Origin of the sequence: Belliella calami (assembly GCF_022549695.1) — a bacterium.
Taxonomy (GTDB): Bacteria; Bacteroidota; Bacteroidia; order Cytophagales; family Cyclobacteriaceae; genus Belliella; species Belliella calami.
The window spans coordinates 1-25,593 of sequence record NZ_JAKZGS010000010.1 but is presented as its reverse complement, the minus strand read 5'-3'; the positions used below and the strand labels follow the sequence as shown (position 1 = coordinate 25,593).

22 protein-coding genes are annotated in these 25,593 nt (G+C 37.6%); 10 read left to right on the top strand and 12 right to left on the bottom strand.

Annotated elements, in window-relative coordinates; genetic code table 11:
* Positions 1–275: 275 nt before the first annotated feature.
* Positions 276–1,190, bottom strand: a complete 915-nt coding sequence (locus MM236_RS12500; RefSeq protein ID WP_241275317.1) for a universal stress protein — start codon at positions 1,188–1,190, stop codon at positions 276–278.
* 131 nt (positions 1,191–1,321) lie between these two features.
* Here MM236_RS12500 and MM236_RS12495 point away from each other — a divergent pair, with 131 nt between their 5' ends.
* Complete coding sequence (locus tag MM236_RS12495) at positions 1,322–1,879, top strand: 2'-5' RNA ligase family protein (protein ID WP_241275316.1); 558 nt, start codon at positions 1,322–1,324, stop codon at positions 1,877–1,879.
* A gap of 70 nt (positions 1,880–1,949) precedes the next feature.
* Here the strand turns inward: MM236_RS12495 and MM236_RS12490 are convergent, their stop codons facing one another.
* Positions 1,950–2,438: a DUF6702 family protein gene (locus MM236_RS12490; RefSeq protein WP_241275315.1), complete on the bottom strand. Its 489-nt coding sequence runs from the start codon at positions 2,436–2,438 to the stop codon at positions 1,950–1,952.
* Positions 2,439–2,532: 94 nt separating this feature from the next.
* Between MM236_RS12490 and MM236_RS12485 the strand changes: the two genes are divergently transcribed.
* The gene (locus tag MM236_RS12485) at positions 2,533–3,114 is read left to right on the top strand and encodes a HupE/UreJ family protein (protein ID WP_241275314.1); all 582 of its coding nucleotides are present in this window, start codon (positions 2,533–2,535) and stop codon (positions 3,112–3,114) included.
* A 59-nt stretch (positions 3,115–3,173) separates the two neighbouring features.
* Positions 3,174–5,501, top strand: coding sequence for a M1 family metallopeptidase (locus tag MM236_RS12480; protein WP_241275414.1), 2,328 nt, complete (start codon positions 3,174–3,176; stop codon positions 5,499–5,501).
* Positions 5,502–5,571: 70 nt separating this feature from the next.
* On the opposite strand, the gene MM236_RS12475 is transcribed toward MM236_RS12480, so the two are convergent.
* Positions 5,572–7,623 carry an alpha-L-fucosidase gene (locus MM236_RS12475; protein ID WP_439648020.1) on the bottom strand — a complete coding sequence of 684 codons (2,052 nt, stop codon included), beginning with the start codon at positions 7,621–7,623 and terminating at the stop codon, positions 5,572–5,574.
* A 414-nt stretch (positions 7,624–8,037) separates the two neighbouring features.
* On the opposite strand from MM236_RS12475, the gene MM236_RS12470 reads away from it, so the two are divergent.
* The 3 genes from MM236_RS12470 (at position 8,038) to MM236_RS12460 (ending at position 11,807) form a co-directional block, all read left to right on the top strand.
* Positions 8,038–10,281: a TonB-dependent receptor domain-containing protein gene (locus MM236_RS12470; RefSeq protein WP_241275312.1), complete on the top strand. Its 2,244-nt coding sequence runs from the start codon at positions 8,038–8,040 to the stop codon at positions 10,279–10,281.
* Positions 10,282–10,442: 161 nt separating this feature from the next.
* Complete coding sequence (locus tag MM236_RS12465) at positions 10,443–11,135, top strand: DUF4328 domain-containing protein (RefSeq protein WP_241275311.1); 693 nt, start codon at positions 10,443–10,445, stop codon at positions 11,133–11,135.
* 66 nt (positions 11,136–11,201) lie between these two features.
* Positions 11,202–11,807: a nitroreductase family protein gene (locus tag MM236_RS12460; protein ID WP_241275310.1), complete on the top strand. Its 606-nt coding sequence runs from the start codon at positions 11,202–11,204 to the stop codon at positions 11,805–11,807.
* 291 nt (positions 11,808–12,098) lie between these two features.
* Here MM236_RS12460 and MM236_RS12455 read toward each other — a convergent pair whose 3' ends face one another.
* Positions 12,099–12,629, bottom strand: a complete 531-nt coding sequence (locus MM236_RS12455) for a DinB family protein (protein WP_241275309.1) — start codon at positions 12,627–12,629, stop codon at positions 12,099–12,101.
* Between the two features lie 77 nt (positions 12,630–12,706).
* Between MM236_RS12455 and gldD the strand changes: the two genes are divergently transcribed.
* Positions 12,707–13,285 (top strand): gliding motility lipoprotein GldD, encoded by a 579-nt coding sequence (gldD, locus tag MM236_RS12450; protein ID WP_241275308.1) that lies wholly within the window; start codon positions 12,707–12,709, stop codon positions 13,283–13,285.
* Between the two features lie 610 nt (positions 13,286–13,895).
* Here the strand turns inward: gldD and MM236_RS12445 are convergent.
* Positions 13,896–15,671, bottom strand: coding sequence for a sodium:solute symporter family protein (locus tag MM236_RS12445; RefSeq protein WP_241275307.1), 1,776 nt, complete (start codon positions 15,669–15,671; stop codon positions 13,896–13,898).
* 173 nt (positions 15,672–15,844) lie between these two features.
* Between MM236_RS12445 and MM236_RS12440 the strand changes: the two genes are divergently transcribed.
* Positions 15,845–16,876: a phosphotransferase enzyme family protein gene (locus tag MM236_RS12440; RefSeq protein ID WP_241275306.1), complete on the top strand. Its 1,032-nt coding sequence runs from the start codon at positions 15,845–15,847 to the stop codon at positions 16,874–16,876.
* A 170-nt stretch (positions 16,877–17,046) separates the two neighbouring features.
* On the opposite strand, the gene MM236_RS12435 is transcribed toward MM236_RS12440, so the two are convergent.
* The gene (locus tag MM236_RS12435) at positions 17,047–18,723 is read right to left on the bottom strand and encodes an amidase (protein ID WP_241275305.1); all 1,677 of its coding nucleotides are present in this window, start codon (positions 18,721–18,723) and stop codon (positions 17,047–17,049) included.
* A gap of 73 nt (positions 18,724–18,796) precedes the next feature.
* Between MM236_RS12435 and MM236_RS12430 the strand changes: the two genes are divergently transcribed.
* Complete coding sequence (locus tag MM236_RS12430) at positions 18,797–19,240, top strand: hypothetical protein (RefSeq protein ID WP_241275304.1); 444 nt, start codon at positions 18,797–18,799, stop codon at positions 19,238–19,240.
* A 232-nt stretch (positions 19,241–19,472) separates the two neighbouring features.
* Here the strand turns inward: MM236_RS12430 and MM236_RS12425 are convergent, their stop codons facing one another.
* The 3 genes from MM236_RS12425 to MM236_RS12415 all read right to left on the bottom strand — a co-directional run bounded on the left by MM236_RS12425 (position 19,473) and on the right by MM236_RS12415 (position 22,177).
* Positions 19,473–19,649, bottom strand: a complete 177-nt coding sequence (locus MM236_RS12425) for a hypothetical protein (RefSeq protein WP_241275303.1) — start codon at positions 19,647–19,649, stop codon at positions 19,473–19,475.
* A 293-nt stretch (positions 19,650–19,942) separates the two neighbouring features.
* Positions 19,943–20,791, bottom strand: coding sequence for a DNA/RNA non-specific endonuclease (locus MM236_RS12420; protein ID WP_241275413.1), 849 nt, complete (start codon positions 20,789–20,791; stop codon positions 19,943–19,945).
* A gap of 138 nt (positions 20,792–20,929) precedes the next feature.
* Positions 20,930–22,177, bottom strand: a complete 1,248-nt coding sequence (locus MM236_RS12415) for an NAD(P)/FAD-dependent oxidoreductase (RefSeq protein ID WP_241275302.1) — start codon at positions 22,175–22,177, stop codon at positions 20,930–20,932.
* A gap of 349 nt (positions 22,178–22,526) precedes the next feature.
* Between MM236_RS12415 and MM236_RS12410 the strand changes: the two genes are divergently transcribed.
* A complete protein-coding gene (locus MM236_RS12410; RefSeq protein ID WP_241275301.1) occupies positions 22,527–23,735 on the top strand; it encodes an ATP-binding protein in 1,209 nt (402 codons plus the stop codon).
* 255 nt (positions 23,736–23,990) lie between these two features.
* On the opposite strand, the gene MM236_RS12405 is transcribed toward MM236_RS12410, so the two are convergent.
* From MM236_RS12405 to MM236_RS12395, 3 genes are all read right to left on the bottom strand, one after another.
* Positions 23,991–24,266: a hypothetical protein gene (locus MM236_RS12405; RefSeq protein WP_241275300.1), complete on the bottom strand. Its 276-nt coding sequence runs from the start codon at positions 24,264–24,266 to the stop codon at positions 23,991–23,993.
* A 30-nt stretch (positions 24,267–24,296) separates the two neighbouring features.
* The gene (locus MM236_RS12400; protein WP_241275299.1) at positions 24,297–24,749 is read right to left on the bottom strand and encodes a hypothetical protein; all 453 of its coding nucleotides are present in this window, start codon (positions 24,747–24,749) and stop codon (positions 24,297–24,299) included.
* A 75-nt stretch (positions 24,750–24,824) separates the two neighbouring features.
* Positions 24,825–25,373 carry a hypothetical protein gene (locus MM236_RS12395; RefSeq protein WP_241275298.1) on the bottom strand — a complete coding sequence of 183 codons (549 nt, stop codon included), beginning with the start codon at positions 25,371–25,373 and terminating at the stop codon, positions 24,825–24,827.
* Positions 25,374–25,593 lie beyond the last annotated feature (220 nt).

Sequence of the window (25,593 nt, the reverse complement as noted above, 5' to 3'; positions counted from 1 at the left end):
GCTTGATTTAGCTTAGATCCGATATTAATTGATATTAGATACTCATAGATATTGAACATAAGCAAGCAATCAACCTTGGAATTAAAGCTACTGGCAAAGAAGCTTATAATCATATTAGTTTAGTGTGAAAAGCAAATATGCAAGAAACATCTAGTTCATGTATTTTAAAAAGACTAATAGCCAGAGACATCTTGTCCATCGAGACGGATCTACTATCGAAAGGAATCGAAAAGCAACTATTTCTTAAATTACAATCCTTTTTCCGTGTATATATTTTAGATCTTCATCAAGGCTTGGAGAAAATCCATATTCTCACCCTTTTTCTTAAAAATCAACATCGGAATTTCATTGTTTAGCTGAACGATTTTTTCAGCGATACTTCCGAGTAGAGCAGCTGCTGAATTGGTTCGCCCCCGACTTCCCATAATTATAAGGTCGATGTTCTTTGCTTTTGCCAACTTCAGGATTTGTCTTCCATCATTTCCATTTTCACGCAAAAGAAATAGGCATTCAAATGAATTCAACTTGTTTTTATGAAGAAAATCTTTGTAATTTTTCTTTGAGTTATCCTCCATAATTTTCGCAAACTCCTCAAAAGATTTTCCTGTTTTGTAATATCCTGTAGGGACATCATAGATATGCATACCGATGATCTCGGCATTGAGATCTTTGTTGAGTTGTGTAGCAAACTCGAAAGAAATGTTAGAATGACCAGAAAAATCTAGAGGCACCATTATTTTTTTAGGTATAGCAACAGGTCCCTGTTCAGTTAGAAATAAAACTGAGCAAGGAGCTTTTTGCGCAAGGTTTTTGGAAAGGGAGCCACTGCCAGGTAGTTCATCTTTTCTTCCCATAATGATTAGATCGACATCTTTGACTTTGGCAGACCTTAAGAAAGTTTCCATAGGGTTTCCTTCCAAGACCATAATTTCTATTTCGATAGATTTATCTAGCGATTTTTCATTATTTATTAATGATTTTATTTCTGCAGTGATTGTCTCGTCCATTGGAGCAAGCAGGTCTGGATATGCACTTCTGATTTCCTCGGGAAGGACCAAGTCTTTGGCAACATGGACCAAGTACAATTTCTTGAACCCTAGTGCTTCACTGATAAAAGCAACTTTTCGGATCAGAATTTCATCCATTTCGCTGAGGTCAAGGCCAATCATTGCCTTTTCAAAATTCTTCATAGCTATAATTTCTCAATGATGTTTCAATTTAATCGTTTGCCCCGAGATTATACAAATCCCACTCAAATTTATAATAAATAGATGAAGGAATTACGTAGTATAGAATCTGAATTCAAATATATTTGTGTTCAATGGCAAAAGTTATAGGTAAATATTTTGTTGCACTAGTTCCAGAAGGAGAAGTTCAAAAAGGGGCAACTGCAATTAAAGAAGATCTTAGGGAAAAGTTTGGACTTAAATATTCTTTGAAATCACCTTCTCATGTCACCCTTAAGATGCCATTTAGTTGGAATGAAGCCAAGGAGGATATTTTGACAAAAAGTTTGGAAGAATTTGCCAAAGATTACAAAAGTATAAAGCTTCATTTCAAAGGCTTTGGCAAATTTGGGAATAGGGTTATTTTTATAAAAGTAAGGAGAAACGAAAAACTCAACTTATTGCAATGTGCTCTAGCAGAACATTTCAAACGTGAATTGAAATTGGTCAAAGAATTGAGTGATACAAACTATTACCCACATATGACTGTGGCATTTAAAGATATTAAAGCGAAAGATTTTGAAGAATACTGGGCTTATGTCAATAGTTTGGATTTTGACTATGAGTTTCAATTTGACCGATTGGTATTGCTCAAAAGGATAGATAATAGGTGGTTTCCACTTAGCGAGATTCCTTTGAAGAAGGAAGTTTGAAGCCTGGTAATGGAGGGATTTGAAATAATAAGAGGGAAGCAACTTAACAAGAGTGACATCTACTGAGAATCTAGAAAGCAATCTCCCCCTCTATTTTTTCTTTGTATAGAATCAAGCTTTTGGGCTTTTTCCCAATATAGAAATTTACAATATTTTGCTGGTCATTGAATTGATCTATAAGTATTGTATTTCGAATATTGACTGTTTTGGGAATTCCAGAGCTTTCACCTTCTAAATATATCCAAACTGCTTCTTCTTCGATTTCATAACCTAAGAAGGTCAGTTTGATATTTTTTTCATTAATGACGATTTCATTATGTTGAATTACATATTTCTCAACCATTTTTTTGAGTTTTTCTGGATCGTTTGGATTCAAGAAGTCCACCTTTGTACCGAAAGTCTCACCAAGTCCCCTTTCGAGATCATCCCAAAAAATCTTTTGTGCAACTTCGATCGTATTCGAAGCATCATTGTACCTGATGTCTGTCAGACTGATATAAAAAGGATGGAACAATACCTTCCATCCCAAGATTAACGTGAAAATATAATTATACACCATTTGAGAGTTTAATTGTACTTTTTCTGCAAATTATGCATTATACTTACATTCCCGTAATGTGAAGTAAAAATAATTTTAAATACTTAAGGCAAAAATGAGCCAATTTCAATTGTATTTTGAGTTAGGATATAAGCATATCCTAGATATTAAAGGTTTTGACCATATCCTTTTTGTGATAGCACTATGTGCGATATATGTAGCCAGAGATTGGAAAAAAATATTGATATTGGTAACAGCATTTACAATAGGTCATTCGATTACTTTGGCCTTGGCGACATTGAATATTGTAAAAGTCAATTCAAATTTGATTGAATTCCTAATTCCAGTTACTATTGCCATCACTGCATTTGCCAATATTCTCAAGCCAAAACCTAGCAATAGCCGTGGAATACAGTTGAATTACATTTTCGCATTATTCTTCGGACTTATTCATGGTCTTGGTTTCTCCAATTACCTGAGATCTCTCCTAGGAAGAGAAGCGTCGATATTTCAACCGCTATTAGCTTTCAATATTGGTCTGGAAGTAGGGCAGCTGGCGATCGTTGCGATATTCCTGATTGCCTCTTCACTGATAGTCGGCCTGATAGGTGTCAATAGAAAAGAATGGACAATTACGATTTCTTCCGTTGTACTTGGTATGGCTATCATGATGATGATAGACACGAAGTTTTGGTAGAAAATAATTATATTATCAAAGATTTTGACCTTCGGGTCATTGACTATAATAGCTACAATATGTATAGAATATTTACCTTCCTTGCACTTGGACTTATGTGTTCATTTGCATCTTTTGGCCAAAGTGCTGAAAGAAATCATGCAGAGAAATTCGAACAATTGGGAACCATGCTTCGCTCTCCAAATGTGTACAGAACTGCTTCAGGAGCCCCAGGGCACTTATATTGGCAACAAAAAGCAGATCATGAAATCGAAGTAGAATTGAATGATGACAACCAGTCTATCAAAGGATGGCAAAAAGTCACTTATTTCAACAATTCCCCAGATCAATTGACATATCTGTGGATTCAGCTTGACCAAAATGAAAGATCCAAAGATTCCAACACTCAAAAGATGGCAACGAGCAGCATCAATCCAAGAATGTCTATGAGGCAGCTTGAAGGAATCGTATGGCACGATCAAGATTTGGGATATAAAATCAATGCTGTCAAGACAATGTCAGGAGATGATATTCCGGTGACGATCAATAATACAATGATGCGAGTTGATTTGCCACAACCATTGAAAGCAGGTGAAAAGTTTGAATTTACAGTGGATTGGAGTTTCAATATCCACGATAGGATGAGTTTCATTGGTGGTCGCCCTGGATACGAGTTTTTTGAGAAGGATGGTAATTACCTCTATACGATGGCAGAATGGTTTCCTAGAATGGCAGTTTATTCCGACTTTGAAGGATGGCAGAATAAGGAGTTTGTAGGTAGAGGAGAATTTGCATTGACTTTTGGAGATTATAAAGTAAAAATCACAGTCCCTGCTGATCACATGGTTGGTTCCACTGGTGTTTTGCAAAATCCAGAGGAAGTACTTTCTCCAACAGAACTAGATCGTTGGGAGCAGGCAAAAAAATCGTATGACAAGCCAGTAGTCATCAGAACCCAAGCAGAGGCTGAGAGATTGGAAAAAGGAAAGTCTAAAGATAAGAAAACATGGATTTTCCATGCAGAAAATGTGAGGGATTTTGCTTGGACTTCGTCTCGTAAATTAATTTGGGACGCTATGGCAGTGAAACAAGGTGGAAATGATGTCATGGCCATGTCCTATTATGGAAAAGAAGGAAACCCACTTTGGGAACAATATTCGACAAGAGTAGTAGCTCATACATTAAAGTCTTACTCTGCCAAAACCTTTGATTACCCATATCCTGTTGCGATTTCAGTAGAGGGAAGCAATGGAATGGAATACCCAATGATTTGTTTCAATTACGGCCGACCTGATGCGGATGGGACATATACAGATGCTGTAAAATACGGAATGATTTCAGTAATTATACATGAAGTAGGACACAATTATTTCCCAATGATTGTCAATTCTGACGAAAGACAGTGGTCTTGGATGGATGAGGGGTTGAATACCTTCATGCAATTTATGGCAGAACAAGAGTGGGATAGAGATTACCCTTCCAGAAGAGGACCTGCGCATAAAATCGCGCCGTATATGGCAAGCGAACAAAACCTCCTTGAACCTATCATGACTAATTCAGAAAATATCATTCAGTTTGGTCCAAATGCATATGCTAAGCCTGCCACAGCATTAAATATCCTAAGAGAGACTGTAATGGGTAGAGAGCTTTTTGATTATGCGTTCAAAGAGTATTCCCAAAGATGGATGTTCAAGCACCCTACGCCAGAAGATCTTTTTAGAACATTGGAAGATGCTTCCGCTGTGGATTTGGATTGGTTTTGGAGAGGTTGGTTCTTTGGTACAGATCCTGTTGATATTTCATTAGAATCTGTGAGTTGGTATAAATTGGATAATAGAACTCCAGCGGAGAAAAAAGCAGATGCCAAGAAGACTTTTGATAAAGAAGAGTCCTATATATCAAAAACTTACAATGCAAAAGATATAGAAGAGACGGTATTGGAGGCAGATCCTGCGACTAGAGATTTCTATAATAGTTATAATCCTTTCACTGTGACGCCTGAAGATGAAAAGGCTTACAAGGACTTTATGGCTAGATTGAGTCAGCAAGAGAAGGATCTCTTGAATAGTGGCTTGAACTTCTATGAATTGAGATTCAAAAATTTTGGAGGCCTTGTAATGCCACTTATAATCCAATTTAATTATACAGATGGAACTTCTGAAGTTGATAGAATTCCAGCACAGATTTGGAGATTGAATGAGAATGAAGTTTCTAAAGTTTTTGCGAAGAAAAAAGAAGTGAAAAGCATCTTGCTGGATCCATATAGAGAAACAGCTGATATTGACGAATCTAACAATTATTGGCCACGGACATTTGCACCAAGCAGATTTGAACTGTTCAAAGGAGCTGCAGGAGTAAGAGGTGCTTCATCTGGCGATAATCCGATGAAAAAAGCGCAGAGGAAGTGATTTTCTTCAAATTTTCATAAAAAAAAGCAGGCAGTAGAATTCGTTTCTACTGCCTGTTTTCATTTTAAACTCAATCTCGGGTAAGCACTCCAATCTCTGCATACTGACTTGGTTTTCCATCCCAAGTCTCGAGGCTTGTTAGTTTGATATATCGGGCTTGTGTTTTCCCAAAACGGATCTCTTGTTTGATTGGATTGTTGTTTATATTTGAAAATTCACCAATGGACAGATCTTTCCAACTTTTCCCATCCACACTGCCACTAAATTGATACTTGAAAATCAAACCGCTAAAATACCGACCTTGGGGAGGCAAATATTCAAAGCCATTGATGTGGATAAGTTCACCAAGATCAATGATAACCTCATTTTTTGGATTAGTCCAATTGGTGTTAGGATCGTCGTCTATGATGTTTATTGAGTTTGGATCGTCATGAATAACCCTCCAATTCGATTTTGCAATGTCAAAGTTCTGAACCATGGCTTCACTCGAATCGTAACTATTTTGGTCGATTGAAATGGCTGTGATTTTGCCCGCTTCTTTCATGGTGAATGGAGCGATGTATTGCTCTCCACTTGATTTGCTTGGAATAGTACCGTCAAGGGTATAATAGATATCCACACCTGATTCCGGAATTTCCATATATACCTTCCCTTCTCTATCTCTGTGGATAACTGGCTGAACCAATAGTTTTGGAGCATCGAATATACCAACCTTGGATATGGCAGGAGAAGCTTTTGCATCCAAAATATTCAGCCGAATCTTGTCGGTGAAATGGTCCCCCAGTCTTAGAATTCTTTTTGCCCCGATTGTTGTGCCTTGATAGATTTCTTGCCAACCTTCATCAGTTCTGATTTCTAGACTAAAGCTTTTGACTCTTTGTCCCAACGCAATGAACTCTTGAATCAAGAATCTGTTGAAGCGGATTTTTTGTGGATAAGTTATTTCAATGCTGCTTTGGACTACTCCATCTTCAGTCGCCCAATAGGATTCCCATTCATTTTCCAGAACATTCTCTACCTCATAGCCTTTTCCCCTCTCATTACTCGCAACTAGTTTGGCGTTTTGAATTAAGTCGTTTTCAAAGTCTTCTGTGATTTTTGTGGATAACTTCATGATTTGTTCTACGTCCTTTTCATGGATAAGTCCCCTTCTGTCCACAGGAAAGTTGATAAGTAGCGCGCTGTTTTGTCCGATACTTTTATAATATATATCCAACAATTGTGGCAGAGATTTCACTTTGTGGTCTTCATATGCATGATAATACCAGCCTGGTCTGATTGATACATCAGCTTCTGCTGGAACCCAATGACTCCCATTTTCTTGTCCACTTGAATACAGCTCAGCGTACTCAGGCATTCCAGCATAAACAGAATCCCTCATTAGGTTAGACCATGTACTTTCGTATGCATAGCCGTGTTCATTACCCACCCAGCGTACATCTGGGCCAGCGTCTCCAAAGATCACTGCATTTGGTTGTAATTCTCTAACTAGCTTATAGACATTTTCCCATTCATAGTAAGAGCGTTTGTGCACTTTTCTATCTTCATTTGCCCCGCCATAGTATCCAGTTCCTCCATTTGCACCGTCAAACCATACTTCAAACACTTCACCGTAGTTACTCAATAACTCGGTGAGCTGATTCTTCATATAAGAAATGTAAGTTTCCGTTCCATAGCCCGCATGGTTTCTATCCCAAGGTGAGTAGTATATTCCAAAACCTATTCCTTCAGCTTTGCAGGATTCTGCCAATTCTTTGATGAGATCGCCCTGGCCATTTTTCCATGGGGATTTTTTTACGGAATGTTCTGTATATTCTGAAGGCCAGAGACAGAAGCCATCATGATGCTTGGCTGTAATGATAAGTCCTTTCATTCCAGCTTCTCTTGCAACTTTTGCCCATTGTCTGGTATCCAAATCTGTGGGGTTAAAACTTGAGGGGTCTTCATCACCCATACCCCATTCCATATCTGAAAAAGTATTCATATTGAAATGGACAAAACCATAATATTCCATTTTGTGCCAAGCCAGCTGTCTTTCAGATGGAATAGGAAATACGGGCTCAGGAGCTTTGGTAGAGCAACTTGCAATAAAAAAAATGAGAACTAGGAGCATTCTTATCATTTTCACCGTCAAATAAATTGAGTATATATGATTCAATGTCGTTTAGTTAAGAATCCAGACCTGCCAGGTTTAAATCTTTTATTGGTCTTCCCTGCCAAATAAGAGACCTGTTCTAATTTAATAGAAAACCTTGCAGGTCTTATCTTAACGGCATTTATATATGATTTTAAATTTAAAGTAATTTGTCATTTTTCAATGATAAAATCATACAAATTTTATAACTATTTGGGTTCAATTTCGCTTTATTATACTTTTAATTCAATTTTTACAATATGTCTATATAAGTTTTGGTAATTTTAGGATCTAATCCCTAAATAAGAAGCCTAGCATTTAAATATTTTTAAGCGGAATATGTCCGTAGTGAATATTATATGCGAGATTCTAGGTTTCATACAAAGAGCAATAATTTACACCATGAAAAAACTAATCATCCCTATATTACTTTTTGCCTTTTCATCCACTTTTGCCCAGACTACCATCAAAGTGATCGATACGCACAATGAGCTACCTATCTCAGGGGTTGTGATCAAGATAGAAGGAGAAAAAAATCAGGTGACAAATCAGAATGGGATTGCACAAATTAATTTGACACAATCTAAAGAGCTAGTGTTTTCCCACCTTGGCTACCAAGGTAAAGTGCAAAGAATCATGCCAAATAAAGAGAATCTCGTCACATTGGAAATTGCTCTTAATGACTTATCCTCAGTTACAGTTACTGCATTTGAAACAGACAGGCCACTGCTAATGCAAGCGAGTGCTGTGAGCAGGGTGTTGGAAAATGAATTGCATCGGTTTAATGAAACTTCTATCGTAAACGCCTTCAATACAAAAGCAGGAATAAGAGTCGAGGAAAGAGCTCCGGCAAGCTATAGAATTTCAATAAGAGGCAGCTCTTTGAGGTCTCCATTTGGAGTAAGGAATATCAAGGTTTATTGGAATGGTATTCCATTCACTTCGCCTGATGGAACGACTCCCTTAAATCTTTTAGATTTAAGCAATATCCAAAATACTGAAATCATCAAAGGACCAGCAAGCAGTATATATGGTGCAGGAAATGGGGGGGTGATCAATTTGGAAAGCCGTAAAGAAATAGAGGAAAATAGGATTTCTTCGGATTTGAATGTAGGGGATTTTGGACTTTTAAGGTATAGGGTTGGAATAGACCAGAAAATAGGGAATGGTGGAATAAGTGCTTCCTATGTGCATCAAAAATCTGATGGTTATCGCGAGCACAGTGCGGTTGATAGGAAAGTTTTTCAATTGGCAGCGCATCTGAAGCCTTCCGAAAAACAAGAGTTATCCACACAGATTTTATATACAGATTTGTTTTATGAAATTCCTGGCGCGCTTAATTCTGACCAAGCTAATGAAAATCCAAGGCAGGCAAGGCCAGGTTCTATAGACCAAAACAGTTCGATCACTCAAAAGTCACTTTATGGTTTGTTATCCCATACATACCAGTTCAATGAGTATTTGGAAAATCAAACCTCTGTATTTGTAAACACGACTGATTTTGAGAATCCGTTTATTCTAGATTACAAAAAGGAAACAGCCTTTAGCTATGGTGGAAGGACGAAATTTACCAGAAATGATAAACTAGGTAGATTTCCGATTAGGATTATTGCCGGAGGTGAATACCAGCTGGGTAAAACATTGGCTCAAAATTTTGGTAATAGAAACGGCCAAGCAGATACGGTAAGGTTTAGTGATGATCTGATTACAACCCAAGCATTTCTTTTCCAACAATTTGAAATTGAATTGTCCCCTGATCTTCTTTTGACAGTGGCGGCAAGTGAGAATTTTTCCAAGTATGATATCAACAGGACTATTGATGCAAGTGCAAATGATCCCGCTGATAATGTTAGGAGATTTGACCCCATTATTGTACCTAGATTTGCGCTTGCATACAAGATCAACAATACCTCTGCAGTGCATGGTAGTATAAGTTCAGGTTTTTCTCCTCCAAGTATAGATGAGGTTCGGACCAATGAAGGTAGTTTGAACTTGGATTTGGAAGCTGAAAGGGGAGTGAACTATGAATTGGGTTACAGATCGAGTTTTGGGATCTTCAATATTGATGTTATAGGCTTCTATTTCAAGCTGGATCAGACGATCACTACTTTTGCCAATGAACAAGGTGTAGTCTTGTTCAGAAATGCCGGAAGTACCAATCAACGTGGCATTGAAGCGCAAGTGGATTATGCGGTATGGAGAAATCCACAGACACTTATTCAAGAATTGAAAATCAATCATGCGTTTACTGGGCATTATTTTGAGTTTGCGGATTTCAATAGTGGTGGGAATGATTTTTCAGGAAACCAACTCACAGGAGTAGCTCCAAATACTCTTGTCAACCAATTTGATTTCAGATCCAAATTTGGATTATATTTGAACTTCACCCATCAATATGTGGATAAGTTGCCCTTGAATGATGCTAATACAGTATATCAAGATGCTTACAACTTGGTAGGAGGAAGAGTTGGCTGGAGAAGTACATTTATTGCAAATTGGGACTTGGAGGCGTATTTGGGTGTGGATAACTTACTCGATGAGTCCTACAGTTTGGGAAATGACCTGAATGCTTTTGCAAATAGATTTTTCCAACCTGCACCAGGGAGGAATTTTTATGGTGGTGTGAAAGTTGGGTATAGTTTCTAAAGGTAAATAGACATTTGACAAAAGACGGAAGGGCTCCTTCTCTGGAGGTATTTTATGTTGATAATGGCAAATTAATGTGGGAGAAAACCCTTTGAAATTTTAGAGAAAGGGTTTAGTTTTATTTGTTTTTATTAGAAGTAATTTAATCTCGATGTTTCATAATGAAAAAAATTCGACCTAATGATCAAAGGGCAAAATATGCTCTTACCTTACTTTGGATAGTTTTGATGTTGGAAGTGATTGTATTGTTTTCAAATTATCTTCAATTTGATCTTTTAATCAATATCCAAGAAGGTGAGAATTACACAATGGAAGAATTAGAGGCAAATGACCTCAGGGTAAGTTTGTTTTTTTGGATTTATCTTGCTTCTATTATTCTGACAGCGGTATTGTTTATTAGGTGGTTTAGAAGAGCATATTATAATCTTCATCTCAATGTAAAACACCTCAACCAAAGTGAGGGCTGGGCAGCTGGTGCTTGGTTTGTTCCAATTATCAATCTCTACAGACCTTTCCAAATCATGAAAGAGCTCTACGCCGAAACCACTTCCTTACTCAAAAGAAACTTTGGAAAAGAAGTGTATTTACCAGTGGCATGGGTTGGGTCTTGGTGGGCATTGTGGATTATTTCCGGTCTCCTGGGAAGGATTTCAATGCAGTTTTTGAAAAAAGAGAATACTGTCGAAAACTTGATTTCTAGTACAGAAGTAGACATGGTAATCAATCTGATAGGGATCCCCCTTGCTTTGGTAGCAATTCGTGTTGTGAAAAAATACTCAGAGGCTGAACAAATCATGTACAACTTGATCAATGAAGAAAAAAATAATCCAAAATCAACAGAAGTGGGATTATAAAGGAGAAATAGGAAACCATTTTAAGGGATCTTGAATTGATATACTAATTATAAATTTTAATACAATATGCAAAAACCTGATTTCAATATCGAAGAAGTAAATAAAATCATTCGTGGACGCAGGTCCATGTTTGTAGCTCAATTCAAGGAAAATGATCCGGTGGATGATGCGATTATAGAAGAAATGCTAGAAAATGCCAATTGGGCACCGACACATAAATTGACAGAGCCATGGAGTTTCACTGTTTTTTCAGGTGATGGGTTGGTGAAGTTTGCTGATTTTCAAGCAAATCTTTACAAAGAAAGGGCTACCAAAAATGGAAATTTCATAGAAGCGACTTTTCAAAAATTCAAAGAAAACCCCCTGAAAGCTTCGCATATAATTGCTATCAAAATGAAGAGAGACCTTAAGGCAAACCTTCCTGTGATGGAAGAGATTGCTGCTGTTTCTATGGCTGTACAGAATATGTATCTTACTGCTTCTGCGCACGGTTTGGCGGCATATTGGGGAACTGGTGGGCCTACATTTTGGCCGGAAGCCAAAGAATGGTTTGGTTTAGCTGAGGAAGATATGTTGATGGGATTTTTCTATGTAGCAAAACCTGCTACAGATCGTTGGCCAGAAGGTCGAAGAAAGCCGATCGAAGAAAAAGTCGAATGGGTCAAAGGGTAACTTAAACCTTGGTCTGTGTCTTCACAGACCAAAACTATACTCATTTCTGCGTTCTCACAGACCAGCTCTAATTACACCTAGGATTGTGCCCTACAGACCGAATTAATACACCTTAGCCTGTGTCTTCACAGACCAATTTAATTCTCCTACTAAAGTCTGTGTAAAACAAGGCATAATAATCAAAAAATCCTTGGCGATGGTCTGTGAGGGCACAGACCATGGATAACTAAATGGAAAATTGAATGAGTTGTTTTCCAATAAAAAAAGCCGGGTTCATCCCGGCTTTTTTCATTACAATGCAGTGAATCTTGGTGGTTCGATCCCATTGGCTCTGATATAAGAAATCGCTGCACCACGATGATGGGTACAGTGATCATCTATCAATCCCAATACTTGTCTTCTGCTGGCAGTATATCCGAAAATATCGATTTTTTCGGCTAGTTGTGCTTCTGTCAACTTTGAAAATGTAGCTTTGCCGTAATCATAGCAAGCCTCTACCAAAGCCTTTAATTCAGCTTTTGTGCTTGGCTTTTTTTCCAAATCAATTCCAGAATCTTCTCCCATTAAAAAACCACCACCAATTCCAACAATCGCTGAACTTAAGTGGGTCACTTGTTCATTGAAACTCATGGCAGTCTCATGCGGTTTGTAGTTTTGGAGATCATCAGGCATTGCTTCCACCACTGCTAGGGTCAATTTTTTGCCGTTTTCCCATTTCATCATAAACTCTTCCATGGTCGTCTGAGCTGTAGCGACAGTGTGACCGATAAGCAGGAGCATGACGATAAATGCACTTTGAAAGATAGTTTTACTTGTTTTCATATTTTTGATTTTTTTGAATTTTACATAAATATCGATATTCCAAAGCGCAAATCAATTCAATTTAATAACTTTGAATCATGTCATTTAAGAACATTTACTGGATCACTATTTTATTGTTGGTTAGTAGCTGTGGCGGGGATTATCTTCCAAGGCCAACAGGCTATAACAGAATAGACCTTCCAACGCATGATTTTGAAGTACTCGAAGGCAAATATCCTTACCGATTTGATTCGCCAATAGCAGTAGAGGTTGAGCAAGATTCTTTCAATTTGAATCAAAAAGACTGGATTAATTTGAACTATCAAAAATTCGGCGCCAAAGTTCACCTTACTTATTTACCATTGGGGAGCAAAGGTAGTGATGTCAAAATGGTCTTGAATGATGCGATCAATTTGACTGCCAAGCATCAAATCAAAGCCTATGGTATTGAAGAGTCAGTGTTTTTGACACCTAAAGGCTACACAGGAGTAGTGGCTGAGTTGAGTGGAGAAGTTCCAACACAATTCCAGTTTTTTGTCACAGATTCTACCAATCACTTCCTTCGAGGTGCACTTTATTTTGATACAGCCATGAAAAACGATTCTCTCGCCCCGGTCATTGAGCATGTCAAAGTTGATATGATGCACTTGATCAACACTTTGGAATTTGTGAAATGATGTGGAAGATCCCAAGATGCTAGACATAAGAAGTGAGATGCTAGACATTTAATTTTCATGTCCTGACAAAGAAATGAGAATATACCCTGAAAGGGTACTTGACACTAACATTGGGTTTCAACCCAATGCAATGGTAAATGTCTGATTCGCTTTTGCCCTGACGGGGCAATTGAATAGCTAAAGAGAGTAAAGAGAAATCTATAAATAAAGTGTCAAGAAAAATCAGGACGCGACAGAGTGTCAAGTAATTTCAGGACATGACAATGAGAGAGAGTGAGAAGCCTGAAAGGCTTTAACATTTCATTAACCCTCGGTGAAACTGGGGGATGAAAACACAATTATGGTGTCACACGACCCTGAGAGGGTCGAACATTAAGATGTTGATAATTAAGGATTAAGAAACGAGAAACGAGAAGATGAGACCAACCAACTCGACACGATCCTTGACCATCTGCAAATCTGCTTTATTTGTGTTCATGAATAAGCAAAAAATATTCCCGTCCAGTTTGCAAACTGGACGGGATTACTAAATGATTTTACACCGTATTATTTTGTAAAAAGATTTATGGAATGGCATTTAACTTTCTATAAAAGGCCATCATACAAATTCTCACCTCATTTTCTTCCAACTCCTGAAGATGATAATCCCTCCCAAAATTGCGGTGCCCGTAGCTATAGAGGCTCCAGTGATATTTCCATATATCCAGAAGCCTACGGCAAATAGGGTTGCATAAACCATCACTGATCCGACTAACATCAAACCAATTTCCATTGGTAATTGACCTTGTTCTTGCTCTTCTTCGGGATAGCGATTCAGTAATTTTTTCCACCCAAAGGCTGCCGGTTTTACTTTTCTGTAAAAAGTAAGCAAAACAGCATCTTTTTCAGGCTTGGTAAATAAAGTTACAGTAACCCAACCGATTGTAGTGATAATGACGCCATATAAAATCTTAAGATACTCTTGGCCTTCAGTAATAGGAATGATATTAAATTTGGGATTGATGTATTGAAAGAAAATTGCCACGACCAAAGAAATCAACATGGCAGCAATTTCGGTTTTTGCATTGATTCTCCACCAAAACCAACGAAGAATAAATATCGCTCCTGTACCTGCTCCGATTTGAAGTAATATCTCAAAGGCTTCCAAAGCATTTGATAACGCAAGTGCCAGCAAAGCTGCCAGTCCCATCAAAACTACCGTAGAAATTCTCCCCACCAAAACCAACTCCTTGTCGGTAGCTTCAGGTTTTAGGAATCTTAAATAGAAATCATTCACTACATAAGAGGATCCCCAATTGAGATGAGTGGATAAAGTAGACATAACAGCCGCAATCAAAGAGGCCAAGACCAATCCTATCAAACCTGCTGGAAGGAAAGTCAGCATAGCAGAATAAGCCAAATCATGTCCCATCTTATCCACCGGAATATGTGGGAAAGCCTCTTGCATATCTGACACATTCGGAAATATAATCAACGATCCCAATGCGATAATGATCCAAGGCCATGGTCTCATACCATAGTGGGCAATGTTGAAAAACAAGGTAGCGCCGATCGCATTTTTTTCATCCTTGGCCGAAAGCATCCTCTGTGCAATATATCCTCCACCTCCTGGTTCAGCACCAGGATACCAAGTAGCCCACCATTGGATAGCCAAAGGCATGATCAATAACGGTACAATCACATTCATATCATTGAAATCAGGTAGGAAGCTTAACTTGCCCACTACGTTTGGATGTGTAAGCAAATTGTCCAAAGAGCCGATTTCCGGAAGATCCAAAATATAATATGCTGCTCCAATCGCTCCTGCCATGGCTATAAAAAATTGGAAGAAATCTGTCAACAACACACCCTTTAGCCCACCCAAAGAACTGTATATCACTGTTACGATCGATGCGATCAACAATGTTTCAATAGGGCTCAGACCTAGCATAACACCACCGATTTTGATGGCAGCCAATGACACTGTTGCCATGATCACGACATTGAAGAAGACTCCAAGGTAAATAGCTCTAAATGCTCTCAAAAATGCGGCTGATTTCCCGCCATATCTCAATTCATAAAATTCGAGGTCTGTGGTCACTTCTGACCTTCGCCATAATTTGGCATAGACAAATACAGTCAGCATACCTGTTAGCAAAAATGCCCACCATACCCAGTTGCCAGATACACCGTTTGTCCTGACTATGTCTGTTACTAGATTTGGTGTATCGGCAGAAAATGTTGTTGCTACCATAGATACACCCAATAGCCACCAGGGCATATTTCGGCCAGAAAGAAAAAATTCTTTTGCTGAAGTGCCCGCTTTTTTTGAGGTATATACTCCAATCAGCATTGAAACCACAAAAAAAGCTGCAATGATGCCCCAGTCTAGTAGCGATATGTTCATATGTTTTTGATTTTGTTATTTAAAATTTTTATTTTAAATTAAATACTTAAATAAAATTTTTACTAATGTATATAAATTTTTCCCAAACACAAAGAGCCTTTAGATTAAGGTTTTTAATTTAAATGAATGATTCATTCAAAAATCTTACTTTTGCAAAATAAATTTCTTCAAGCATGGATACTTTTTCTTTTTTACCTGAACTCAATAGTCTTTATGGTCTCAATTGGAAGGAAATACAAGTGGAACCTTTTGGTAGTGGGCACATTCACCAAACATATAAAGTGATAGATCATCGCCAAACTTATATTCTTCAACGATTCAATAAGTTAGTATTTAAGAAACCTGAGATCATTTCACATAATCACGAGTTATTGATCAAATATATGGATAATTTTAGCTTACCATATGAGTTTCCTCTCCCAATCTTAAGTATTTCAGGATTTACTCTGTCCGAGATCAATGAAGATTTCTTTCGAATATCACCTTTTGTAGATGGGATTTGTTTGGATGAGGTGAGTGAGCCTAGCCATGCGTATCTTGCAGCCAAGGCTTTTGCTGAATTGATTATTGCGGCTAACAATTTAGAAATTGATGAATTCAAGGAAGTAATTCCTGGATTTTTGGACTTAGAGCTAAGGTTCAATCAACTGACAGATGCGGTTCGACAAACAAAAATCCCTATTGAAGGTGAGGTAAAGGAGCTGATAGATTTCTATATTTCCCGGAAATTTTTAGTGGAAGAATATCTGGTTTTAAAGGAAAAGCTTCCTCTCAGGCTGACTCACAATGACACAAAAATAAACAACTTGATTTTTTCTAATGATTTGAAAAGTGTAGAAGCAGTCATTGATTTGGACACGATTATGCCCGGTTATGTTTTCAATGATTTTGGAGATTTGGTTAGAACTGTCGCGTGTTCACAAGGAGAAAACTCTACAAATTGGGACCAGATTTTTATTGATAAAGCCAAATATGCCAGTCTTCATAAAGCATTTCTTGATGTAGGCAAAGGGGTTTTTACAAATGAAGAAATAAACTCTTTGAACTTTGGGGGTAAAATGATGACCTGTATCACAGGGTTTAGGTTTTTGGCAGACTTCCTAAACGGCAATGTCTATTACCAAATCAAATACCCACAACAAAACTTGCACCGAGCAAAAAATCAAATGATTCTTCTACAATCTTTGGAAAAGATGGAATTGTAATTCAATGTCGTTTGGTTAAGAAACCAGACCTGCCAGGTTTAAATCTATTATTGGTTTTCACTTCCGAATAAGAGACCGGTTCTAATTTAATAGAAAACCTGGCAGGACTTATCTTAATGGCATTGAACTGTAATTTGCTATTTAAGTGAATAAATTGCGGTTAGTTACCATTATTTATTGAATAATGGAGGTCTCTTATTTTGCCAATCTGTGTTTTCCTGATACGCTCGGCCTAGCATGATCAGTTTCTCTTCTTCGAATAAATTGGCTAGCAAGGTAATTGATACCGGGCTTCCATTGTCCAAAAAACCATTTGGCATACAGAGTGCAGGATGTCCTGTTAGATTTGTGATTTGAAGTTGAGTTCCTCCATAAGAAGGAGTGATGATTACATCATACTCTTGGAAAAGCTGATGCATTTCTTCAATCAAAATGGATCTCATTCTGCTGGCTTGTATATACTCTACTGCAGGGATGAATCTTGCTGATCTAAACAAGTTTGGCCAAGCATTTTTCCGTTGGTTTACCAACAAATCATCCAAATCCAACCTTGTCATGTCATCAAATGCAGCAGCTCCTTCTGCTTGTAGCATAATCAAAATGCTGCTTACATCAACAGATGTCTTTAGCTTGACAGGAGTAAGTGACAAGCCCATTTTCTTGAAGTCCTCCAAAACCCGTCTGTCCAAAACATTGTTTTGCCTTTCTCCTTCAAAAAAATCTTCAAAATAACCGATTTTCAGGTTATTGATTGTGTTATCCACATTATAGTTAAAGGCTGCAGGAATCGTACTTTTGTCTGATTTATCCACACCGTTTAGCACGGATAGGATTATTCCATTGTCCAATGCGGATCTAGAAATTGGGCCGATTTTGTCCATGCTCCAGCTCAATGCCATTGCACCATGTTTGCTAACTCTTCCGAAAGTAGGGCGTAATCCAGTGACTCCATTCCTTGTAGATGGAGACACAATGCTTCCTAATGTTTCTGTACCAAGAGCAAACGGAATCAGCCCAGCACTAACAGAAGATGCTGATCCTGCCGAAGATCCACTTGCACCTTGTTTGAGATTCCAGGGGTTTTTGGTTATTCCTCCATACCAAATATCCCCCATTGCCAATGCACCAAGTGTGAACTTTGCAAGCAAAACTCCTCCAGCGTCATTCAACTTATCCACAACTGTGGCCGTTTCATCGATTTCTTGATCTTTATAAGGCATTGCTCCCCAAGTCGTTTTGGTATTTTTGACCGCAAACAAATCCTTGACTCCATATGGAATCCCGTGTAGTGGCCCCCTATATTTTCCTGACTTGATTTCCATGTCCATTGCTTTAGCTTGGTCGATCGCTTCTTTTTCCAAAAGTGTGATGACAGATTGTAAGGTGTCACCATAATTTTTGATTCTTTTCAAATAGATTTTTGTCAATCTTTCAGAGGTGATCTTTTGGCTTTTGATAAGTGTGGATAACTCAGCCACCGATAAAAAAGCGATGTCATGATCACTTTCTGGTAGATCAACTTCTGATGGCAAACCCCAGTTTGGTTTTTCTTGGTTTTGGTTTGGGAAAAACCCATGTGGAAGAGGGTTGAAAATGAGTGAAGGAGCGATAGCATTTTCAATATTTTTCTCCCGCATTTTTTCATATCCAGACTTGTAGTTTTTGAGGTTTTGGATCATGCTGTCTTTTTCTGAAGCAGAAAATGACAAGCCAATCAATGTCTCCGCTCCTTCTATGGCTTGCGGGGTTATCTCGCCAAATCTTTTGCCTACAATAAATCCAGTCAATAGTAATGCGGGAATCATAATAATTATCCCAATTCTTCGGGTGAATGTGAAATCCTTCATGTAGTTTTGTTAAAGAAAAGAAACCTCAATGGTGCTTTTTTGTTAATTCTTCTGAAGATAATTAATTTATATTATGGATAACACTAGTCTTACACCGATGTTCCCAATGCCTATGCGAGGCTTGTTATTACTTACAGGAATGTACACTTTTGCTTGGTCTGCTTTTTTTAGGTATTTTGGAGAGGACCTTTTAAGGTGGTTATCAATGGAGACCACTGCACCTGTTGCCTTAAGTGCGACAGCTTTGGGTAGCTTTGGTATGCTCGTTGGTTTTTTAGTTTTTTTGAGTGCGTTTTATCCGATTTCTTGGTATTATCTTATAGTGGTTGGTCTTGTAGGGAAATTTGTCCTCGCTGTATGGTTTGCATTTGGTTTTATTCCTGAGTTGGGATGGAATAAAAGAACCATCTTCCACCTTGCCTTCACAGAGCTACTTTGGTTGATTCCATTAGTGACAATTTATTTGCGTGCAATTAAAGTGAGAAGCTATATCAAAGCTTTACCAGAAGACAAATAGTTGTTTCAAAAAATATTGATTAAACATAAAAACCCTCAAGAAGTTAATTCAAGAGGGTTTTTATGTTTTAAGTATATGAGTATCCGCAATGTGGACGTTGGCTCAGAAGAGGTGTTATCTGTTGCGGATTCTCGTCACCGGACAACTGTCAACAGAACCACATATCGTTCATCCAATATTCTATTGCTTGGCTACGTGCAAGAAAGAGGATACATATATAATACAAATAAAATCAGCTTCCACAACCAACACAATCAATATGGCTGTCCATTGGCTTTACTCCTTTGAGTTGCATTTCCAAATTGTGGATTTGATCCCTTGTATCCATGTCTTGAAACATGTCTCCAGTCAAGCTTGACTTCAATTCTTCAATTCTTTTTTCTAGTGAAATAGTCTGTTCTGTAGTCATAATCTATTTGGTTTTTTATTCTATATGATTATACGCTTCTTTGCCAGTAGCTTTAATTCCAAGGTTGATTGCGTGCTTATGTTCAATATCTATGAGTATCTAATATCAATTAATATCGGATCTAAGCTAAATTAGGCTTTTTTTAGTTAGTGGCAAAGTTCCGTATATCCGTATTAATCTAATCGCAATCCAATATAAAAAAGTTCTTCAAAATTTTCAGCTTGTTGAGCCTAAGATAGTTATTTTTTTTCGGAAGGATAAGTAGTGTTTCTCGAAATTATAAATGTGAGTGATCAATTCCTAAACCAGTAATTCATATCGACTTTACTTTCTGCTTGTGCTTCTTGTTTTGCGTCTAGCATTGGAAAAAAATTAATTCCAGTCATAACCTCAACACTATCTATGGTGATTGCAAAATTGGCCAAATCACCTGATGCGGATTCATTTTTCATAATAAAAGCGATTCCTTGGGGATTTGATGTGTCTTTTTTCAAAATCACTTTATAGTAATATTCAGGTATACAAATTCGACTGTTGGCTATCTTTTGAAGGTTTTCTTTTAGAATTGGTCCGGTTGCAATATAGATTGTGTCTTTTTCCGAAGCGAATTTTCTGACTTGCTCCTCAAGCCTTTTCCATATTCCCCTGTTGAATCCTGGTACTTGAGGGCTGGCATTGGTCAGATAAAAACTATCATACATGCTTTCAGTACTGTAGCTCATATCTGCAGCAGGGGCCAAATGGCCTCTGTCATATCCGGAATTTTTGTAAGAAGCATCTCGTGGGCTATGGTCACCCAGCCTTTTTTCCATTCTAAAATTACTCGATCTCTCTTCTCCATGCCCCAGGTTTTCTTTACAAAGCAAATAACTTACCCATTTGGCATGTTGAGTTAGTGTATCGAACTCCAAGACAAATCCATTGTAATCCAACAAAAGATCTCTTGAAATTACCTCAGGAACAAAATCCCTGAATTCTTCAGATACAAAAGAATGATCAACCTTTGGATTTGCAGTTTTCTCTGAAGTTGGTTTTGGATCAGCAGAAGCCAAAGGTTCAGGGGCATTTCTTAGGGGAGGTTCAATTGTTTTGCAATTGGTAATACATGTAAAAAGCAGTAGGATAAGCGCTGCCCGTTTCATTTTTTTCAAGATTTTCAGTTTGGTTTCGAAAGTAAAGATAAATTGGGAGAAATTTAGCTAAGCCAGACAACCATTTCCCCATCAGCTGCATTTATTATTTTGTAAGCCAGAAATGCCATTTTTCTTAGTACACCGCTATCACTGATACCTCCCAACCCCAAATGCATCAATCAAGATTCCAGTAGATTCTTTTTGGTGGATTTGGGTAAGGAGTTTTCCTGTAGCAGGAGCCATGGAAATCCCCATCATGCCATGGGCAGAGCCCACCAAGACATTTTCCAAACTGGGCGCCTGACCGATGTATGGTAAGCCATCAGGTGAGCAGGGTCTGAGTCCTTTCCAAATCTTTTCGGGCTCAGGGAATTTGGATTGGAAATCGGGATAATAGCGATTGATGGACTCAAATATGCCTCTGACCCTGTTGAGATTGATATTTTCATTGACACCAGCTATTTCCATCGTTCCCCCGAAACGAATGTTTTTGCTATATGGGCTTACAGCTACTTTTGTCTCAGTCAAAATCGCTGCTTGTTTGATCTCAGGCTGGTTTTCTTGGATGAAACTGTAGCCTTTTCCGCCCATCATGGGTAACCTGAATCCCAACATTCCAGCCAATTCACCAGTCCAGGCACCGCCACATAAGATAAACTGATTCCCCTCTATGGCACCTTCATCTGTGATTACCGAAGTTACTTTTCCACCTGATTTTTCAAATCCTTTGACTTGAAGGTTGGGTTTGAAATTGACTCCTTGATCGGTTAGATATCTCTTCAGAAAACTGTACAAAGCCGTAGGGGAGAGATGTGCATCTCCTGGAAATAAGATTGCACCTCTGGCATTGACTTGTATATTTGGTTCTATTTTTTCGATATCAGATGGGCTTAATATCTCTGCTTCAAGCCCATGTTTCCTTGCAAGATGTGCAAATTCAATTTCCTCTTTTTCCACCTCGGCAGATTGATAGAGCATCATCAGTCCCTTTTCCGCCAATTCCAAATCTGAATCAATATGCTCTAGTTTGAAATCCTGATAAAGGGATTTGCTCAGCAGGCTAATGTTTTTGAGATAGGGAATACTTTTTTCCACATGTTTGGCATTGGCCGATTTATAAAATAGCCAAGACCACTCCAAGAGCTTTTTGTCAAATCTTGGATGGATGTAAAATGGGCTTTTGGAAGAAAACATCCAACCAATTCCCTTGCTGATCATTCCTGGCGCAGCCAAAGGGATAATATGGCTGGGCACAATCATTCCGGCATTGCCTGTGGAGGTATTGGTCAGCATGTCACTCTTGTCGATGACAACAACTTCTACACCCTGCTCTTGCAGATAATATGCCGTAAAAAGGCCAACGATGCCGCCGCCGATAATGATGGTTGGTTTCATTTTTTGTACAAAATAATAAGTACCATGTATAAAGTACTTGGCGCTTAGGTTTCTGATGGTATTAATAGAGAAAGATAAGCATTTTGGTTGTATGCATTCAACTTCTATTAAGCTACGAATATAAGATTTCTTGTAAGGATAGAGGTGGAGAAGGTTGACGAAAAATGGTATTGTATTGATGGGTGTTGAGGTAGCTCTTTGTCGATTTCACAATAGCTTTCTGATTCTAACAGTAAAAATATCGGATAATTTATCTAGTTTACTAGTAAAAATATCGGATAATTTATCTATCGTAATAGTAAAAATATCTAATATTTTAGCTATAATTGTGTTAATAAAGACTGTTGCCATGAAAAGAAAATTGTTTGATAAACTCTTGAAGCATTGTTTGAAGAAAGAATTTACGGTATTGACAGGAGCAAGACAGACGGGTAAATCTACTTTACTAAAAGATCTCGAACAAAACCTTAAAAGCAAAGGAGAGCCTACTTTATTTGTGAATCTTGAAAATAGAATCCTTTTAGAGGACTTGAATTTTTCTCCATTGAATTTACTGGCATATTTGCCGACAACAGAGCAAAAAGTAACTGTCTTTATTGATGAAATACAATATCTAAACGACCCCTCCAATTTTTTGAAATTGCTTTATGATGACCACAGCGATCAAGTCAAGATTGTTTGCAGTGGTAGCAGTGCTTTTTATATGGATGATAAATTTAAAGACTCGTTGGCTGGGAGGAAAAGAATTTTCAGAATCAATACTTGTGATTTTGAGGAGTTTTTGATGTTGAAAGACAAAAAGTCATTAATAGATGAAATCAAAAGAATACAAGAAAATAAAACCTACAAATCAGTAAAGATAGAATTGATAAGATTGGAGTGGGAAGAATATATGCTTTTTGGTGGATATCCTGCCGTGGTGATAGAATCAGATATTGATGAAAAGAAAGAAATTCTTAAAGAGATAAGGGATTCATTTGTGAAAAGAGACATCCAAGAGGCGGGAATCAGAAATGAAGATGTATTTTATCAACTGATGAAGCTGATAGCGTCACAATCAGGGCAATTGGTGAATATCAATGAATTGGCAAATACCTTAAGGGCTAGGAATGAAACTATTCAAAGCTATTTGGATGTCATGCAAACATGCTTTCATTTATCTTTGGTTAAACCATTCTATGCAAATCTTAGAAAGGAACTGACCAAAATGCCAAAAGGATACTTGATGGACACAGGCTTGAGGAACTGTTTGATCAATAATTTCCAGCCTATAAATATGAGACTAGATAAGGGTGAGCTATGGGAGATGGCTGTTTTTAGAATGTTGGTTGACAAGCATGGGGAGGACGCTATTCGTTTTTGGCGAACTGCTGATGGAAAAGAAGTGGATTTTATTATTCCTGATATGCTGCCACCAATTGCTATTGAAGCCAAATTTGATCAAAACCAAATCAAGCCAAAGAAATACAGTTATTTCCAAGAAAATTATCCTCAGTTTAAACTTGGATTTGCTACGCTAAGTCCTTGGAGTGAGGATTTTTTCCGGATGGAACACTGATGCTACAGATTATACAGATAGTCACTGATTAAAAATCCGTGACCATCCACTTCATCCGCCTCATCCGTGTTCTATTCGCTAGATTACCTGAAGGTTATACAAAGAATGGATAAAAAAAGTTTAAACCACCAAGGGCACTAAGGATTTCAAAAAGGAGGTCACAAATATTCTAATTGTGATAAATCGCCCTTGTATCCTCTGTGTCTTCTTATTGCTCTTGATGGTTTATTTATAATTCTAATTTTTAGCTGTCAGTTATGCCTTGAATTTGATCTCATTAGCTAATAAAGTGGATATAAAATCCCCACTGTATCGGTGCTTGGTTTGATAAAATTCCCCTTGATACCTGATTCTCTTGTAATCCAGTGTCAAAACATCGCCGTGAAGGTTAAAGCCATAGTTCGCCTTTAGGACGATTCTGCCTTTTGGACTGACATCATAAAACAAGCCCAGCTCGGGTCTAATAAAGAGCTGGTGTTTTCTTCCGTTAGAACTTCTTGAATATTCATGAAGATAGATACTATTATCCATTTCATTTCCATTACTATCAGTGCTTAAACCTTAGTAAAGGCGTGAGCCTTCTGGAACGTTACCATTGTAATCCGCACCACCACTGAATTCTGATATAGTTAATTCAGCCCCGATCGAATATCCAAAGCGACTGTTTGAGAAGTTTTTGTAGTAAGAAATTCCAGTAAAATAATTATATGCATAAATACCGTAATGACTCTCGTTTTTACCATGAATAGTTTGGTATCCCAAATTCCAAGTTTGAAGATCAATACCCAGCATAAAATTTAAATTATCATTGATAGTATATTTTCCATAGATCCTTGCACCTAGATCAAAGTTTCCAGTAGCAGACCGAAACTGACTGGCACCAACATCTTCGCCTATAGTTTCATGTTGAAACTTTAATGCTTGGCCACCAAAGCCCAAACCAAATCGGCTTTGCGCATTGGTGAATCCGATTGAAAAAGCCATCGAAAATAATAATATAGTTAATTTCTTCATTGATTTAAATTTGATTCTTTTATTAGGAACAATAGGTTTTGCAATCCCAACAAATGGATAAGCAAAAGACTTGTATTACAAATCAAAAACTAGTTTGACGTTCATGTTGATTGAGTCTATGTCCAAGGAATTGAAAATTACCGGGTGAATCGGTGGGTTCACACCGAAATATCCCCTCCATTTTATTTCAGGCCCGATCCATATTCTTTGAGTCAGTTTTGCCAATCCTGTGATTCCACCATGGTACCCTAAATGATTTTTATTATAAGAAAATGAATAAATGCCAAAATTTGTCATGTTGCTTTGATCTGGGATGACGGCAGTTTGTATTTCATTATAAATCAATCTTTGAAAATTAAATCCTGTGGAAAGGATCAGCTTGACCCTATTTTTGTCCAAAACTTTATAGCCAAGTCCAGCTTCTAATCCGGTTATAATTGTGTGATTAAGAAGTGATTTAGATCCTACTTGATTATCAATGAACTCAGACAAATCGATAGTTGGTCCTCCTGAATTGAAATTTGGCATTGATTTGTCTTCAGATACCCAGTATGCATTGATTTGATAGATAAGTTTTTTTCCTGATTCAATATCAAACCCAAAATTATAATTTATACCTTTCATGTAATTTGATGCTTCGGTATACCCAGCAGAAAATCCCAGTGACTTATTCCTTTGATTTTGGCAAAAACAATTCTCTATCCATAACATAAAAGTCAATAGCGTCCTAAATAAAATATGAGAGGTCTGAATTTTTGCCCAAAATGTGTATTTTGGGTTTGCACCAAAAACAAAGACCTCTCATGTGTAATATTACATTGTTTTCTCAGATTATTAAAAAGAT

Excerpts from the sequence above, each read along its gene's own strand:
- MM236_RS12500 (WP_241275317.1), bottom strand. The coding sequence starts at position 1,190 with ATGAAGAATTTTGAAAAGGCAATGATTGGCCTTGACCTCAGCGAAATG.
- MM236_RS12495 (WP_241275316.1), top strand. The coding sequence starts at position 1,322 with ATGGCAAAAGTTATAGGTAAATATTTTGTTGCACTAGTTCCAGAAGGA.
- MM236_RS12490 (WP_241275315.1), bottom strand. The coding sequence starts at position 2,438 with ATGGTGTATAATTATATTTTCACGTTAATCTTGGGATGGAAGGTATTG.
- MM236_RS12485 (WP_241275314.1), top strand. The coding sequence starts at position 2,533 with ATGAGCCAATTTCAATTGTATTTTGAGTTAGGATATAAGCATATCCTA.
- MM236_RS12480 (WP_241275414.1), top strand. The coding sequence starts at position 3,174 with ATGTATAGAATATTTACCTTCCTTGCACTTGGACTTATGTGTTCATTT.
- MM236_RS12475 (WP_439648020.1), bottom strand. The coding sequence starts at position 7,623 with ATGATAAGAATGCTCCTAGTTCTCATTTTTTTTATTGCAAGTTGCTCT.
- MM236_RS12470 (WP_241275312.1), top strand. The coding sequence starts at position 8,038 with ATGAAAAAACTAATCATCCCTATATTACTTTTTGCCTTTTCATCCACT.
- MM236_RS12465 (WP_241275311.1), top strand. The coding sequence starts at position 10,443 with ATGAAAAAAATTCGACCTAATGATCAAAGGGCAAAATATGCTCTTACC.
- MM236_RS12460 (WP_241275310.1), top strand. The coding sequence starts at position 11,202 with ATGCAAAAACCTGATTTCAATATCGAAGAAGTAAATAAAATCATTCGT.
- MM236_RS12455 (WP_241275309.1), bottom strand. The coding sequence starts at position 12,629 with ATGAAAACAAGTAAAACTATCTTTCAAAGTGCATTTATCGTCATGCTC.
- gldD (WP_241275308.1), top strand. The coding sequence starts at position 12,707 with ATGTCATTTAAGAACATTTACTGGATCACTATTTTATTGTTGGTTAGT.
- MM236_RS12445 (WP_241275307.1), bottom strand. The coding sequence starts at position 15,671 with ATGAACATATCGCTACTAGACTGGGGCATCATTGCAGCTTTTTTTGTG.
- MM236_RS12440 (WP_241275306.1), top strand. The coding sequence starts at position 15,845 with ATGGATACTTTTTCTTTTTTACCTGAACTCAATAGTCTTTATGGTCTC.
- MM236_RS12435 (WP_241275305.1), bottom strand. The coding sequence starts at position 18,723 with ATGAAGGATTTCACATTCACCCGAAGAATTGGGATAATTATTATGATT.
- MM236_RS12430 (WP_241275304.1), top strand. The coding sequence starts at position 18,797 with ATGGATAACACTAGTCTTACACCGATGTTCCCAATGCCTATGCGAGGC.
- MM236_RS12425 (WP_241275303.1), bottom strand. The coding sequence starts at position 19,649 with ATGACTACAGAACAGACTATTTCACTAGAAAAAAGAATTGAAGAATTG.
- MM236_RS12420 (WP_241275413.1), bottom strand. The coding sequence starts at position 20,791 with ATGAAACGGGCAGCGCTTATCCTACTGCTTTTTACATGTATTACCAAT.
- MM236_RS12415 (WP_241275302.1), bottom strand. The coding sequence starts at position 22,177 with ATGAAACCAACCATCATTATCGGCGGCGGCATCGTTGGCCTTTTTACG.
- MM236_RS12410 (WP_241275301.1), top strand. The coding sequence starts at position 22,527 with ATGAAAAGAAAATTGTTTGATAAACTCTTGAAGCATTGTTTGAAGAAA.
- MM236_RS12405 (WP_241275300.1), bottom strand. The coding sequence starts at position 24,266 with ATGGATAATAGTATCTATCTTCATGAATATTCAAGAAGTTCTAACGGA.
- MM236_RS12400 (WP_241275299.1), bottom strand. The coding sequence starts at position 24,749 with ATGAAGAAATTAACTATATTATTATTTTCGATGGCTTTTTCAATCGGA.
- MM236_RS12395 (WP_241275298.1), bottom strand. The coding sequence starts at position 25,373 with ATGAAAGGTATAAATTATAATTTTGGGTTTGATATTGAATCAGGAAAA.